Origin of the sequence: Plantibacter sp. T3 (assembly GCF_902506515.1) — a bacterium.
In the GTDB taxonomy this organism is placed as follows: Bacteria; Actinomycetota; Actinomycetes; order Actinomycetales; family Microbacteriaceae; genus Plantibacter; species Plantibacter auratus.
Map to the genome: position 1 here is coordinate 3969561 of NZ_LR733286.1, position 14174 is coordinate 3983734.

9 protein-coding genes and 2 tRNA genes are annotated in these 14174 nt (G+C 70.1%); 3 read left to right on the top strand and 8 right to left on the bottom strand.

Translation table 11 applies throughout. From position 1 onward, the window contains the following. Positions 1-19: 19 nt before the first annotated feature. The 4 genes from GV015_RS18615 to GV015_RS18630 form a co-directional block, all read right to left on the bottom strand. Positions 20-96: transfer RNA gene (locus GV015_RS18615), tRNA-Met, on the bottom strand. 42 nt (positions 97-138) lie between these two features. After that, positions 139-210: transfer RNA gene (locus tag GV015_RS18620), tRNA-Thr, on the bottom strand. A gap of 80 nt (positions 211-290) precedes the next feature. Further along, a complete protein-coding gene (locus GV015_RS18625; RefSeq protein ID WP_236555543.1) occupies positions 291-1043 on the bottom strand; it encodes a lytic transglycosylase domain-containing protein in 753 nt (250 codons plus the stop codon). A 231-nt stretch (positions 1044-1274) separates the two neighbouring features. Continuing rightward, complete coding sequence (locus tag GV015_RS18630) at positions 1275-1652, bottom strand: PGPGW domain-containing protein (RefSeq protein ID WP_159879957.1); 378 nt, start codon at positions 1650-1652, stop codon at positions 1275-1277. 221 nt (positions 1653-1873) lie between these two features. Here GV015_RS18630 and GV015_RS18635 point away from each other — a divergent pair, with 221 nt between their 5' ends. Continuing rightward, positions 1874-3655, top strand: coding sequence for a glycoside hydrolase family 13 protein (locus GV015_RS18635; RefSeq protein WP_159879959.1), 1782 nt, complete (start codon positions 1874-1876; stop codon positions 3653-3655). 47 nt (positions 3656-3702) lie between these two features. Here the strand turns inward: GV015_RS18635 and treZ are convergent, their stop codons facing one another. The 4 genes from treZ to GV015_RS18655 all read right to left on the bottom strand — a co-directional run bounded on the left by treZ (position 3703) and on the right by GV015_RS18655 (position 11039). Further along, on the bottom strand, positions 3703-5478 hold the full coding sequence (gene treZ / locus GV015_RS18640) for a malto-oligosyltrehalose trehalohydrolase (RefSeq protein WP_201299413.1): 1776 nt from the start codon (positions 5476-5478) through the stop codon (positions 3703-3705). 5 nt (positions 5479-5483) lie between these two features. Then, complete coding sequence (gene treY, locus GV015_RS18645) at positions 5484-7838, bottom strand: malto-oligosyltrehalose synthase (RefSeq protein ID WP_159879961.1); 2355 nt, start codon at positions 7836-7838, stop codon at positions 5484-5486. Further along, a complete protein-coding gene (glgX, locus tag GV015_RS18650) occupies positions 7835-9883 on the bottom strand; it encodes a glycogen debranching protein GlgX (protein ID WP_159879963.1) in 2049 nt (682 codons plus the stop codon). The genes treY and glgX overlap by 4 nt, the downstream gene beginning before the upstream one ends. 94 nt (positions 9884-9977) lie before the next feature. Further along, positions 9978-11039 (bottom strand): serine/threonine-protein kinase, encoded by a 1062-nt coding sequence (locus GV015_RS18655; protein WP_159453425.1) that lies wholly within the window; start codon positions 11037-11039, stop codon positions 9978-9980. A 244-nt stretch (positions 11040-11283) separates the two neighbouring features. Here GV015_RS18655 and poxB point away from each other — a divergent pair, with 244 nt between their 5' ends. Continuing rightward, the gene (poxB, locus tag GV015_RS18660; RefSeq protein ID WP_159879965.1) at positions 11284-13020 is read left to right on the top strand and encodes a ubiquinone-dependent pyruvate dehydrogenase; all 1737 of its coding nucleotides are present in this window, start codon (positions 11284-11286) and stop codon (positions 13018-13020) included. Positions 13021-13075: 55 nt separating this feature from the next. Further along, a complete protein-coding gene (rfbB, locus tag GV015_RS18665; protein ID WP_071258697.1) occupies positions 13076-14074 on the top strand; it encodes a dTDP-glucose 4,6-dehydratase in 999 nt (332 codons plus the stop codon). Positions 14075-14174: the final 100 nt, after the last annotated feature.

Genomic DNA, 14174 nt, shown 5'->3' on the forward strand with positions numbered 1-14174 from the left:
CTCTCTTGAACATCTGATCTGGTAGCAGGAGAGAGATTCGAACTCTCGACCTCACGATTATGAGTCGTGCGCTCTCACCAACTGAGCTACCCTGCCACGTCTCTCCGTATGCCGGCGAGAGCAGTGACGGAGAGAACGAGCCCCGAGCGGGACTTGAACCCGCGACCTCTTCCTTACCAAGGAAGTGCTCTACCACTGAGCTATCGGAGCGCGAACCAAACCGCTCACGCGGAAATGGCACCAGTAGAGACTAGCATCCCGCGAGGGGTGCTTCGTACACCGGATCGGGATCAGTTCGCGGCGAAGGTGTCCGCGGCGTGGACGACCTTCTGCAGGTACGACGCGGCCCCGTTGTACGAGCCGATCGCCGCGATCCACTCGGCCTCGATGCGGAGGTCCCGGCCACCGTGGCACAGATAGTGCGCTGCGGCGAGCGCCGCGTCATCGATCTGCTGCGGGTCCGCGACGCCGTCGCCGTTCCCGTCCGCGCCCCACCGCTGCCAGGTCGACGGGATGAACTGCATCGGCCCGACCGCACGATCCCATCTGGCGTCGCCGTCGAAGGCGCCGCGGTCCGTGTCGGTGACGGCATCGAACTCGGTGCCGGTGAGCGCCGGGCCGACGATGGGTGGAATGGCCCGCCCGGCGTCGTCGAGGGCACCGCCGAAGATCGTGCCGTGGCCGGACTCGACGCTGCCGAGCGCGGCCAGCGTGTTCCAGGCGATCCCGCAGCCCGGCTGCGTCTCCGCGACGGCGAGCGCCGCACCGGCGTATGCGACCATCGCCCGCTCGGGGATGCCGAGGCGGAGCGCCGTGGCCGTCGCCCAGGCACGGTCCACCCGGTCGGTGACGGCCGCCGGCGCTGTTCCAGCCGAGCCCGCGGCGGGGATGCCCGGTCCCTCGACGGCAGCATGTGGCGCGGTTCCGAGGGTCGAGTCCCGTGCTTCCGCCCGACTGATGAGCTCCGGTCCCCAGACGACCGCTGCCACGATGACGGCGAGACCGACGATCGCGACCGCTCCGCCGGCGACGAGCCAGCCCACGCGGATGCTCGACCGCCGGTTCCGGCGTGTCGGTGCGACGGGGCGCCGGGAGCCGTTGCGCGCGCCGGACGGTCGGGACCGCGGCTTCCGCGTCGAGCGGGTGGCGCTGGTCGTGCGTCGGCCGGGCGCAGCGGTCTTGCGTTGTGGGGGCCGACGCGCACCACTCCCCTTCGCCGATGTCCCCACCGGTCCACCGTACCCGCGCGTCGGTCGGCGCCGTGCGCCGCAGGTTCAGTGCTCCTGGGCAGCCTTCGCAGCCTGCTTGGCCTGACGCTTCGCCCGAAGGTCCTTCGCGACGGCGACGCCCTTCTTGGCTGCGGCGTTCGCCTTCGTGCTGGCCTGCTTCGCACCCTCGAACTCCGAGGCGAGGACTGCGAGCCCGCCGACGGCGATCAATGCTCCCGGTCCGGGAAGCGGGATCAGGGCCACGCCGAGGGCCACGGTGCCACCGCCGACGACACCGACGCCCGCCCGGTAGACCCGGTTCGCGGTCGGATTCCGACGGATGATGCCACGCGTCGTCCGGGCCGCTGATCCGGCGATGCCTCCCGCCTGCGCGGCGACGCGCTTCGCCGTGCTGCGGGCCGAGCCGTCCGATTCCGTGATCATCTCTCCACTCTAAGCAGGGCGGGCGGGTCGGTGGCCGGGAATCCGGTCCGAATCGACGTGGCTCCCGTGTGACCGAACCGACGTGAGCGCGGGGTGCCAGCGCGACCGCCCCCCCCCTCTGGAGCGCCGCGCTCGCCGCCATGCATCGCACTCGTGTCAGCGCACCGCGGTGGCCAGTCCACGAGCGGCGACGGGCCCCGTGAATGGCCTAGGGTAGCGACATGGACTCCGCCCTCCCGACCACGTCGGCGACCGCAGCTCAGCACGCCTCCCCCGCAGGAGGCTCCACCCCCGGTTCGGAGTGGTGGCGCTCCGCCGTCATCTACCAGATCTACCCGCGATCCTTCGCGGACGCGAACGGCGACGGCCTCGGCGACCTGCCCGGGATCACCTCCCGCCTCGGCGCCCTGCAGGAGCTCGGCGTCGACGCCATCTGGCTGTCCCCCTTCATGACGAGCCCGCAGAAGGACGCCGGCTACGACGTCGCCGATTATTGCGACGTCGACCCCATCTTCGGCACGCTCGCCGACTTCGACGCGATGACCGCTGCCGCGCACGCTGCCGGCATCCGCGTCATCGTCGACCTCGTCCCCAACCACTCCTCGAGCGCCCACCGTTGGTTCCAGGAGGCCCTCGCGGCCGGGCCCGGCTCGGCGGAGCGCGCCCGATACATGTTCCGCGACGGCAAGGGCGAGAACGGCGAGATCGCCCCCAACAACTGGGAGTCCGTCTTCGGCGGTCCGGCCTGGACGCGGGTCACCGAGGCCGACGGCACGCCTGGCCAGTGGTACCTGCACATCTTCGACTCGTCGCAGCCCGACTTCGACTGGACGAACCCGTGGGTCCGCGAGCAGTTCCGCGACATCCTCCGGTTCTGGCTCGACCGCGGCGTCGACGGGTTCCGCGTCGACGTGGCGCACGGCATGATCAAGGCCGACGGCCTGCCCGACTACACCCCACCGGCCGAGGGCGGCAGCATGGGTGGCGCCTCCGTGGACGCGTCGCTCGAAGCCGCCGGCACCGGTCCGGATTCGTGGCCCGAGACCGCGCCGTACTGGGGACAGGACGGCGTCCACGAGATCTACCGCGACTGGCACGACCTCCTGGAGACGTACGACGGTGACCGCGTGCTGTGCGCCGAGGCCTGGGTCGACCCGCTCGACAAGATGGCCCTGTGGGTGCGCCCCGACGAGATGCAGCAGGCGTTCAACTTCCCGTACCTCGAGACCCCGTGGAACGCCGCAGACCTCAAGGCGGTCATCGGCGAGTCGCTGCGGGCGTTCGCGCAGGTAGGCGCTCCGAGCACGTGGGTGCTGTCCAACCACGACGTCGTCCGGCACGCGTCCCGCCTCGCGCTCACGGAGGAGAACCCCCAGGGCTACGGCGTCGGTCCGAACACCCCCGGCCAGCCGGACCGGGCCCTCGGGTTGCAGCGGGCCAGGGCGGCGACCGCCCTCATGCTGAGCCTGCCCGGTGGGGCGTACCTGTACCAGGGCGAGGAGCTCGGGCTCCCCGAGGTCATCGACCTGCCGGATGACGCCCGACAGGACCCGACGTGGTTCCGCACGAACCACGAACGGTACGGCCGCGACGGTTGCCGCGTGCCGATCCCGTGGGAGGCCGGCCACCCCGCGTACGGCTTCAACACGACCGGTGCGTCCTGGCTGCCGCAGCCCGACGACTGGAACGACTACTCGCGCGACGCACAGGCCGGCATCCCCGGTTCGACGCTGGAGCTGTACCGCACGCTGCTCCGCCTGCGCCGCGAGCACACGCTGGGACTCGGCTCGATCGCCTGGATCGAAGGGGCTCCCGACACCATTCTCGCGCTGACGAACGGTGCGGTCACGGTCGTAGCGAACACCGGTGCCGACGACATCGCCGTGCCCTCGTCGCTCGCGGACTCGGCCGTGCTCGTCGCGAGCGGACCCTTCGACGGCAGGACCATCCACGGCGACACGACGGTCTGGTTCACGACGCCGTCGACCCTGCCCGTCGGCTGAGACCCGCGCCCGGGTCAGCGCACCGCGCTGACCCGAGGCCCAGGGACTCAGTGGTGCAGGATGGCGACGGAGTGCGCTCCGAGCCGCAGTGACCCCTCCGTCGTGACGACCTCGCCGAAGCTGTCGAGCAGCTCACCGACCCGCTGGGTGAGCTCCACCGGTTCCGTCCCGAAGTTCACCGCGAGCATCGCAGAGCCACGACGCAGGACGAACGAGCCGGTCGCCTCGTCGACGATCGCGGTCGTGTCGGCGAACGCCGGATCGGTGAACGCCGGGACCGTCCGCCGCAGCTCGATCACCCGTCGGTACCAGGTCAGCAGCGTCGCGTGCCGCCCACGGGACCGCTCCGACCAGTCGAGCACCGACCGACGGTAGGTCTCGGGATCCTGGGGATCCGGCACGTCGGCCTCGTTCCAACCCATCCGGGCGAACTCGGCGATCCGGCCCTTCGCCGTCGCCTCACCGAGCTCGGGCTCCGGGTGCGAGGTGAAGAACTGCCAGGGCGTCGACGCGGCCCACTCCTCCCCCATGAACAGCATCGGGGTGAACGGTCCGAGCAGCGTGACGGCGGCGGCGATGGCGAGCTGCCCGTCGTCGAGGGTCGCGGCCAGCCGGTCGCCCGTCGCGCGGTTCCCGATCTGGTCGTGGTTCTGGTCGGAGACGACAAGCCGCCAGCTCGGCGTCCGTTCGAGGTCGATGCGGCGGCCGTGGTGGCGCTTGCGGAAGCTCGACCAGGTGCCGTTGTGGAAGAACCCCTCCTCCATGACCTTGCCGAGCGCACCGAGCGGCGCGAAGTCGGCGTAGTAGCCGGACACCTCGCCGGTGAGCGCCACGTGCAGTGCGTGGTGGAAGTCGTCGCTCCACTGCGCGTCGAGACCGTACCCGCCGGCACCGCCGGGCCCCCGGGGCGTGATGAGCTTCGGGTCGTTCAGATCCGACTCGGCGATGAGCGTGAACGGTCGGTCGAGGTCGGCGCTGAGCGCATCCACCGCGGCGTCGAGTTCTTCGAGGAGGTGGATCGCACGGGTGTCGTGCAGGGCGTGTACGGCGTCGAGGCGAAGGCCGTCCACCCCGTACTCCTCGAACCACAGCAGCGCGCTGTCGATGATGTACCGACGCACCTCGTCGGAGTCCGGCCCGTCGAGGTTGAGGCTGTCGCCCCAGGTGTTGCCGGCGCCGTCCGCGAGGTACGGGCCGAAGCGGGGCAGGACGTTGCCGGAGGGACCGAGGTGGTTGTACACGACGTCCTGGATGACGGCGAGCCCGCGCTCATGGCACGCGGCGACGAAGCGACGGTAGCCGTCCGTTCCGCCGTAGGCCTCGTGGACAGCCGACCAGAAGACGCCGTCGTAGCCCCAGTTCCAGACGCCGTTGAACGCGTTGACCGGCAGGACCTCGACGGCGTCGACGCCCAGCTCGACCAGGTCGTCGAGGCGTTCGATCGCCCCGTCGAAGGTGGCCGCCTCGGTGAAGGTGCCGATGTGGAGTTCGTAGAGCACGGCACCGATGAGGGAGCGACCCCGCCAGCCGGTCCCGTCGCACGGCACGGGGTCGGAAGCGACGACGCGTGACGGGCCGTGGACGCCCTCCGGCTGCCGACGCGAGCGCGGATCGGCGAACGGACCCTCACCGTCGACGAGATAGCGGTAGTCGCTGTCGACGACCGCCGCGCGGGGCTCGGCACCGTCGAGCGCGATCCACCATCCCTCGGCGACGTCGCGGTCCATCGGGTGCTGCTCACCGTCCAGGACGAGGTCGACGCGCTGGGCCTCGGGTGCCCAGACACGGAACCCGTCAGCCGGGCTCGTGGTGCTGGTCGTCATCGTGCTCACTCCTCGCTCGCGGCCTCGGCCGCATCGTCGGGCCGCGTCAGGACGGCGACGGGATACTGCTCCAGCAGCGCCGCGAGACGGACCTCGCCGCCCTGCAGCTCACGGCCGGTCAGCACGTCGACGAGCCGGCCCTCCGGCAGGGTGACCGTGGTCGACTTCCATCCACCGTGCTCCGCGAGCCGGAGCGAGAGCCGGGTCGCGACCGTGGTGACGCCACCGCGTGAGAACGCGACGACGTGGTCGGCGGCCGGTCCGTCCGCCCCGATGGGGGTGTACTCGGCGAACCGCGACGGGTGCTCCCGTCGCAGGCGGAGGAGCCGGCTGGTCACGAGGAGCTTCGCGGCTCCGTCGGCGTCGACCGGCGGCAGCCAGCCCTCGTCGAGACGGGCCAGCACCGCGCGACGCTCGGCGTAGTCGACCGGGCGACGGTTGTCGGGGTCCACGAGCGATCGGTCCCAGAGCTCGCTGCCCTGGTACACGTCCGGCACGCCCGGCATCGTGAGCTGGATCGCCTTGGCGACCAGACTGTTCGTCCATCCGGCCGCCTCGACGTCCGCGACGGCGTCGAGCAGCGCGGCGTTCGCACGACGGCTGTCGTACAGTCCGTCGACCGCTGCATGCAGGGCGGCCTCGAACGTCTCGTCCGGTGCGGTCCACGTGGTCGAGTCGCCTGCCTCACGGGCGGCCTTCTCGACGTAGGCGTGCAGTCGCTCGCGCTCGATCGGCCACGCACCGACGGCCGCCTGCCAGACCAGCTGCTCGAGCTGCCGGTCGGGGAAGCCGTTCGAGGTGTGGAGGGCGACGGCGTGCTCCGCCCACCGGTCCGCGACCTCACTCAGGGCGTCGATACGGGCGCGGACGTCTTCGCTGCGCTTCGTGTCGTGCGTGCTGAGCGTCGTCATCGAGGACGGCCACTCCGCCTGTCGCCGTGCCTGGCGGTGGTGGAACTCGGCGACGCTGATGTCGGTCTCGGCGGGGTCGCCACCGACCTCGGTCAGCGAGGTGAGCGCCGTGTAGCGGTAGAACGCGGTGTCCTCGACGCCCTTCGCCATCACCATGCCCGAGGTCTGCTGGAACCGCGCGGCGAGCGGATCGATCGAGTTGCGCAGGCGCGGAGCCAAGGCGGCGAAGGCGTCTGCGAGCTCCGGCCGACGGGTCTCCGCCTCGTCGAGTGCGGCGTCCAGGTACTCGTCGCCGAGCGGCAGGTAGGAGCGGTAGACGGGGAACGCGGTCAGGATCTCGGCGAGGGCGTCCACGGCGTCCGGGACCTCGGGCACGAGCCGTGCAAGGCGTCGGACCTCGGAACCGAGGATCCCGTCGGCGATGCCACGCTTCGTGGTGTGCACGAGGTCGTCCCAGGCGTCGCGCGTCAGCTCGACCCCCGCGAGTTGACCGAGTGTCGGCAGGCCGTCCGGGTCGACGAGCACCCGGTCGACGTCGCCCAGGGCGTCGTAGCCGGTGGTGCCGAGCGTGGCCCACTCGGCCGGCAGGTCCTCTTCGCCCTCGAGGATCTTCTCCACCCAGATCGGTGCTCCACCGATGCGCTCTGACAGTCGGTCGAGGTAGGCACCGGGGTCGAGGAGCCCGTCCGGGTGGTCCACGCGGATCCCGTCGGCGAGGCCGTCGTCGAACCAACGACCGATCTCGACGTGCGAGCCGTCGAAGACCGCCGGGTCCTCGACCCGGATCGCTGCGAGCGTGTTGACGGCGAAGAACCGTCGGTAGTTCAGCTCGCTGTCGGCGCGGCGCCAGTTGACGAGTTCGTAGTGCTGCCGGTCGTGCACCTCGCGGGCGCTCGCGTCGTCGTCCGCCGTCCCCGGCGCGATCGGGAGTCGGTGGTCGAAGTAGCGGAGCTCGCCGTCGACGATCTCGAGGTCGTCCAGCGCACTTCGGCCGTCCTCGTCGTCCCCGAGGATCGGCACCCGGATCCGACCGTCGCCGGCCTCCCAGTCGACGTCGAACGCGGCCGCGTGCTCTGCGTCCCGACCGTGCTGGAGCAGGTCCCACCACCAGGCGTTCTCCACCGGTGTCGCGACGCCCATGTGGTTCGGAACGGTGTCGATGAGGACTCCGAGGCCTGCGGCGTGGGCTGCCTCGGCGAGCGCCGTGAGCCCGTCGGCACCGCCGCGCTCCGGGTCGACCTCGGTGTGGTCGACGACGTCGTAGCCGTGGGTGGATCCGGGTTCCGCGCGGAGGATCGGCGACAGGTAGACCCAGTCGGCACCGAGGGCCTGGAGGTAGTCGACGAGCGCCGCGGCGTCCTGGAGTCGGAAGTCCGCGGTCAGCTGGAGACGGTAGGTCGAGACGGGCACGGTGGAACGCCGTGGGCCGCCGCCGGACACGGTGGTCATGATGCGACCCCCGATCGCAGGAGGGTGAAGGAGGTCCCCTGCACGATCACCGTCGTCGACCCCTCGGCGAGCATCTGCTCCGGGTCACTCGATTCGACGAGCGCCCATGGCAGGCCGGGAGCCTTCGGCAGGCTGAACTCCACGCCGTTCTCGGCCGCGTTGAGCAGCAGGGCGAACGACGCCGATCCGGCGTGACGGAACACGAAGGTGATCGAGCGGGCGTCCGGGTTGTCCCAGTCCTCGTCGGCGAAGGGCTCGTCGTCGGACCGGGTGATGAAGACCCGGTCGTCTGCTTTGGAGCCCGGACCCTGGCGGAACCAGTCGGGTCGCAGGGCCGGCTCGGCGAGGCGCAGAGCGATCAGGCGCTTCGTGAAGCCGAGGAGGTCGTGGTCGGCGTGCTCCCAGTCGAACCACGACACCTCGTTGTCCTGGCAGTAGGCGTTGTTGTTGCCGCCCTGGGTGCGGGCGATCTCGTCGCCGCCGAGGATCATCGGGACACCGGCCGACAGCAGGACCGTCGCGAGGAAGTTGCGACGCTGACGGTCGCGGCGCGCGTTCACGGCGGGGTCGTCCGTCGGACCCTCCGCACCGTTGTTGCTGGAGCGGTTGTCGCTCTCGCCGTCATTGTTGTCCTCGCCGTTCGCCGCGTTGTGCTTCGTCGAGTACGCCGTGAGGTCGGCGAGGGTGAAGCCGTCGTGCGCGGTGACGAAGTTGACGCTGGACAGCGGCGAGCGTCGGGACGCCTCGTAGACGTCGGGGCTGCCGAGGACGCGCTGCGACATGGTGCCGAGCACGCTGTCGGCGCCGTTCCAGAAGTCGCGCACGTCGTCGCGGAACTTCCCGTTCCACTCGGACCAGCTCGCGGGGAAGCCACCGACCTGGTAGCCGGCGGTGTCCCATGGCTCGGCGATCATCTTGATCGGGGCGAGCACCGGGTCCTGCTCGATGAGCGAGAGGAACGCACTGTGGATCTCGGCGGAACCGTCCTGGCGGGTCAGCGTCGTCGCGAGGTCGAAGCGGAAGCCGTCGACGTGCATCTCGGTCACCCAGTAGCGCAGGGAGTCCATGATGAGGCCGAGCGCCGCCGGGTGGCCGACGTTGACGCTGTTGCCCGTGCCCGTGGTATCGAAGTAGTGCTCGCGGTCCTCGTCGACGAGACGGTAGTAGGCCGCGTTGTCGATGCCCTTGAACGACAGGGTCGGGCCCATGTGGTTGCCCTCGGCCGTGTGGTTGTAGACGACGTCGAGGATGACCTCGAGGCCGGCGGCGTGCATCGCCTTGACCATGGCCTTGAACTCGTCGACCTGCCCACCGCTGTCGCCGGCGGCCGCGTACTCGCCGTGCGGGGCGAAGAAGCCGATGGAGTTGTAGCCCCAGTAGTTGCGGAGGCCCTTCTCCTCGAGGTGGCTGTCCTGCACGAACTGGTGCACCGGAAGGAGTTCGACCGCGGTCACGCCGAGGTCGGTGAGGTAGCGGATGGCCGCCGGGTGGGCGAGGCCGGCGTAGGTGCCGCGGATCTCCTCGGGCACCTCGGCGAGCTGCTTGGTGAAGCCCTTCACGTGGACCTCGTAGACGATCGTCTCGGCGAGCGGGACACGCGGGGCGACGTCCTGGCCGTCGGCGTCCCAGTCGAACGAGAAGGGGTCGGTGACCACACCGAGCGCGACGTGGCCCGCGGAGTCGGTGTCGTCCATCGTCTCCGGAGCGTCGAGGCGGTGGCTGAACTGCGCCTGGCCGAGGTCGTAGCGCCCCGTGACCGCCGTCGCGTGCGGGTCGAGCAGCACCTTCGCCGGGTTGTGGCGGAGACCGTTCGCCGGGTCCCAGGGGCCGTCGACGCGGATGCCGTACCGCGTCCCGGGGACGAGGCCCTCCACCAGTCCGTGGAACACGTGTCCGGTGCGCTGTTCGAGGCGCGTCTGCTGCTCCTCCCCGCCCTCGGGGAAGATGCACACGGTGACGGCGTCGGCGGTCTCCGAGTAGATGGCGACGTTCGCACCATCGCCCCGAAGGGTGACGCCGAGCGGATAGGGGGTCGAGAGCGTCATGGCGCCCTTTCACTCGAAGGGATCGATCGTTGTTGAGACGGTACACCGGCCGGATGACTTCCCCGGTTCCGGACGAAACGTGGTAATGGGCCGATCAGAACGCGAAGATGCCGATCGCGACGCCGATCGCGAGCCCCGCGGCGGCCGTCGCGGCGGCGAGGAGCAATGCGATCCGGGGGTCGACGCCCTGGTCGACGACGAGACCGAGGCGCGCACGCACCCGGCGGACCCGGCGGACGCGCGACTCGGACCAGATCTCGCGCAGGCTGGCTGCGACCTCGTGCGCTGCGGGTCGGTCCTCCGGCTTGCGGGCGGTCATCGACCGCAGCAGCGGGTGCCAGGCGGCGGGGAGCTCGGGCGGGATCACCGGGTCACGGTGCAGGCGTGCGATGGCGGCCTCGACGAGACCGCCGTCGAACTCCCGGCGACCGGTCACGGCCTCGAGCAGGACGAGGCCGAGCGAGTAGATGTCCGTCTCGGTGCCGACGGTGTCGCCGAGCGCCTGCTCGGGCGAGAGGTAGGACGCCGTGCCGGAGATGGCCTCGGTGTTCGTGAGGCGCGACCCGCCCACGAAGTGCGCGATCCCGAAGTCGGACAGCTTCACGAGGTTCGCATGGCCGAACGCGGCGATGTCGCTGAAGAGCATGTTGTCGGGCTTGATGTCGCGGTGCACGATCGACCGCGTGTGGATGAAGGACAGCGCGTCGGCGACCTGCGCACCGAGGGCGGCTGCGTCACGCGGGAGCATCGGGCCGGCCTGCAGCTTGTCGGTGAGCGTGGCGCCCGGGATGTACTCCATGACGAGGAACCGGTGCTCGACGCCGCGGTGGACGACGGAACCGGAGTCGTAGAGCTCGACGAGGCCCGGGTGGCGGAGTTCCCCGAGCAGACGGATCTCCCGCTCCTGACGCAGCCGGTCGTTCGCGGTCGCGGCCTCGTCGCGGAAGAGCTTCACGGCGACGGGGCGCGAGAGCAGCTCGTCGCGTGCGCGGTAGACGTTGGCGGACCCGCCGGAGCCGAGCTGCTCACCGATGCTGTAACGCCCGTTCGACAGGCTGACGCCGGTGACGACCGTCTCGGTGTGCTCGGTGAACATCGCAGCTGGATCGGTGATCGATCCGGCGTGTGCCGGCGGTCGGTGCAGGGAGTCGCTCACGGCCGCCCCCTTCACGGTGCAGTCGATGTTGGCCGCGCCACCGTGTTCTCGGCAGGCTGTTCCAGCAACCACGTTACAAGGCGTTCGTCGTTCAGGCGGATTCGTGTCGGAGTGTTGAGAACGGCTAGCGCACCTGGTAGGCGTCTGCAAGACCCCGATGCTCCCTTGCGGGCCCCGAACCGCGACGAGGACCATGGAGAGGGCCGGGGAACCCGGGCCGAGTCGTCTGCTGCGAGGAGCACCCATGTCCACTGTCGCTGAAACCGTCGTCGCCACCCTCCAGGCCAGCGGTGTACAACGCGTCTACGGCCTCCCCGGCGACTCCCTGAACGGCTTCACCGATGCTCTCCGCTCCTCCGGCGGCATCGACTGGGTGCACGTGCGCCACGAGGAGGCGGCCGCCTTCGCCGCGGCGGCGGAAGCGGAGCTGACCGGCGAGCTGGCGGTCGTCGCGGCGAGCTGCGGCCCCGGCAACCTGCACCTCATCAACGGCCTCTTCGACGCGAACCGCTCACGGGTACCGGTGCTCGCGATCGCCGCCCACATCCCGAGCTCCGAGATCGGGACCACCTACTTCCAGGAGACCCACCCGCAGGAGCTGTTCCGTGAGTGCAGCGTCTACGTGGAACTCGTCTCCCAGCCGGAGCAACTGCCGCGGGTGCTCGAGATCGCGATGCGCACCGCGGTCGAGCGCCGCGGCGTGGCCGTCGTGGTCGTCCCGGGCGACGTCATGCTCCAGCACGCGGTCTCGGAGCACGTCACCGCCATCCGGGCGACGCGACCCCGGATCCTGCCGTCGGAGCACGAACTCGATGAGGCCGCTCGCCTGCTCAACGGCGGCAAGCGGGTCACCATCCTGGCCGGAGCCGGAGTCGCCGGAGCGCACGAGCAGCTCATCGCGACCGCGGACGCGCTCGGCGCCCCCATCGTCCACGCCCTGCGCGGCAAGGAGCACGTCGAGTACGACAACCCGTTCGACGTCGGCATGACCGGCCTCCTCGGATTCGCCAGCGGCTACCACGCCATGCTCTCGTGCGACGTCCTCCTCATGCTGGGCACCGACTTCCCCTATCCGCAGTTCTTCCCCGAGCACGCGACCGTCATCCAGGTCGACATCCGCGGTGAGCAGATCGGCCGGCGGCACCCGGTCGACCTGCCGCTCGTCGGGACCGTCCGGGACACGCTCGACGCTTTGCTGCCGAAGCTCGAGCGCAAGACGCACCGCAAGCACCTGGAGGAGTCGCTCAAGCACTACCGCAGCTCGCGGAAGGGCCTCGACGACCTCGCGACCGCGGACCACGACGGCCAGGCGATCCACCCGCAGTACCTCGCGAAGGTCGTCGACCAGCTGGCGACCGACGACGCCGTGTTCATCCCCGACGTCGGCTCCCCCGTCGTCTGGGCGTCGCGCTACCTCACCATGAACGGGCGGCGCCGACTCATCGGCTCGTTCAGCCACGGCAGCATGGCGAACGCCGTCTCCCACGGTCTCGGAGCCCAGGCGTCCCACCCCGGCCGCCAGGTCATCGCGCTCGCGGGCGACGGCGGACTCACCATGCTGCTCGGCGAACTCATCTCGCTCACCCAGAACAAGCTGCCCGTGAAGATCATCGTCATCAACAACTCCTCGCTCAACTTCGTGGAGCTGGAGATGAAGGCCGCCGGGTTCGTCAACTTCGGCACCGACCTTGTGAACCCCGACTTCTCGCGTGTGGCGGAGGGCATGGGGATCCACGGCGAACGCGTCGAGCGGGCGAGCGAGTTGGAGGGCGCCATCCGTCGGGCCTTCGATCACGACGGTCCGGCGCTGGTCGACGTCGTGACCGCCAGGCAGGAACTGTCGATCCCGCCGACGATCACCGCCGAGCAGATGAAGGGGTTCACCCTCTACGCGCTCCGGACGGTCATGTCGGGCCGCGGCGACGAACTGCTCGACCTCGCGAACACGAACCTGCTGCGCCGCATCCTGCCCGGTCACTGAGCGACGGCCGGATTCCCCCGCGGTATCCAGAGACCGCCGGGTAGACTCGTCTACCGTGTCCAGACTTCTCGTTACCGGCGGCGCCGGATTCATCGGCTCGAACTTCGTCCACTACGTCCTGAACAACACCGATCACTCGGTGACCGTCCTCGACAAGATGACCTACGCGGGCAACCGCGCCTCACTCGACGGCCTCCCGGCCGATCGTTTCGAGCTCGTCGTCGGTGACATCCAGGACGCGACGCTCGTCGACGAGCTCTTCGCCCGTCACGACGCCGTCGTGCACTACGCGGCGGAGTCGCACAACGACAACTCCCTCCACGACCCGCGCCCGTTCCTCGACACGAACATCATCGGCACGTACACGCTGCTCGAGGCGGCTCGCAAGCACGGCACGCGGTTCCACCACATCTCGACCGACGAGGTCTACGGCGACCTCGAGCTCGACGACCCGGAGCGCTTCACCGAGCAGACGCCGTACAACCCGTCGAGCCCGTACTCCTCGACGAAGGCCGGCAGCGACCTCCTCGTCCGCGCGTGGGTGCGGTCCTTCGGCGTCAAGGCGACCATCTCGAACTGCTCCAACAACTACGGTCCGTACCAGCACGTGGAGAAGTTCATCCCGCGCCAGATCACGAACGTGCTCGGCGGTGAGCGACCGAAGCTGTACGGCACGGGCGAGAACGTCCGCGACTGGATCCACGCGAACGACCATTCGTCCGCCGTCCTCACGATCCTCGACAAGGGGGTCATCGGCGAGACGTACCTCATCGGTGCCGACGGCGAGAAGAACAACAAGGACGTCGTCGAGCTCATCCTCACCCAGCTCGGTCAGCCGGCGGACGCCTACGACCACGTGAACGACCGTCCGGGCCACGACCTCCGCTACGCGATCGACTCGTCGAAGCTGCGAACCGAGCTCGGCTGGACCCCGGCGTTCAGCGATTTCGAGGCCGGCCTCGCCGACACGATCGCCTGGTACCGCGACAACGAGTCGTGGTGGAAGCCGCAGAAGGCCGCCACCGAGGCGAAGTACCAGGAGCAGGGTCAGTAACCCTCAGACACCGTCACGAAGGCCCGTCCGGCATCAGCCGGGCGGGCCTTCGTCGTTCCGTGCCTCGGCCCCCGAGCCCCAACCCCGGTCCCCCTGAGGC

Excerpts from the sequence above, each read along its gene's own strand:
- treZ (WP_201299413.1), bottom strand. The coding sequence starts at position 5,478 with ATGACGACCAGCACCACGAGCCCGGCTGACGGGTTCCGTGTCTGGGCA.
- poxB (WP_159879965.1), top strand. The coding sequence starts at position 11,284 with ATGTCCACTGTCGCTGAAACCGTCGTCGCCACCCTCCAGGCCAGCGGT.
- treY (WP_159879961.1), bottom strand. The coding sequence starts at position 7,838 with ATGACCACCGTGTCCGGCGGCGGCCCACGGCGTTCCACCGTGCCCGTC.
- GV015_RS18635 (WP_159879959.1), top strand. The coding sequence starts at position 1,874 with ATGGACTCCGCCCTCCCGACCACGTCGGCGACCGCAGCTCAGCACGCC.
- GV015_RS18630 (WP_159879957.1), bottom strand. The coding sequence starts at position 1,652 with ATGATCACGGAATCGGACGGCTCGGCCCGCAGCACGGCGAAGCGCGTC.
- glgX (WP_159879963.1), bottom strand. The coding sequence starts at position 9,883 with ATGACGCTCTCGACCCCCTATCCGCTCGGCGTCACCCTTCGGGGCGAT.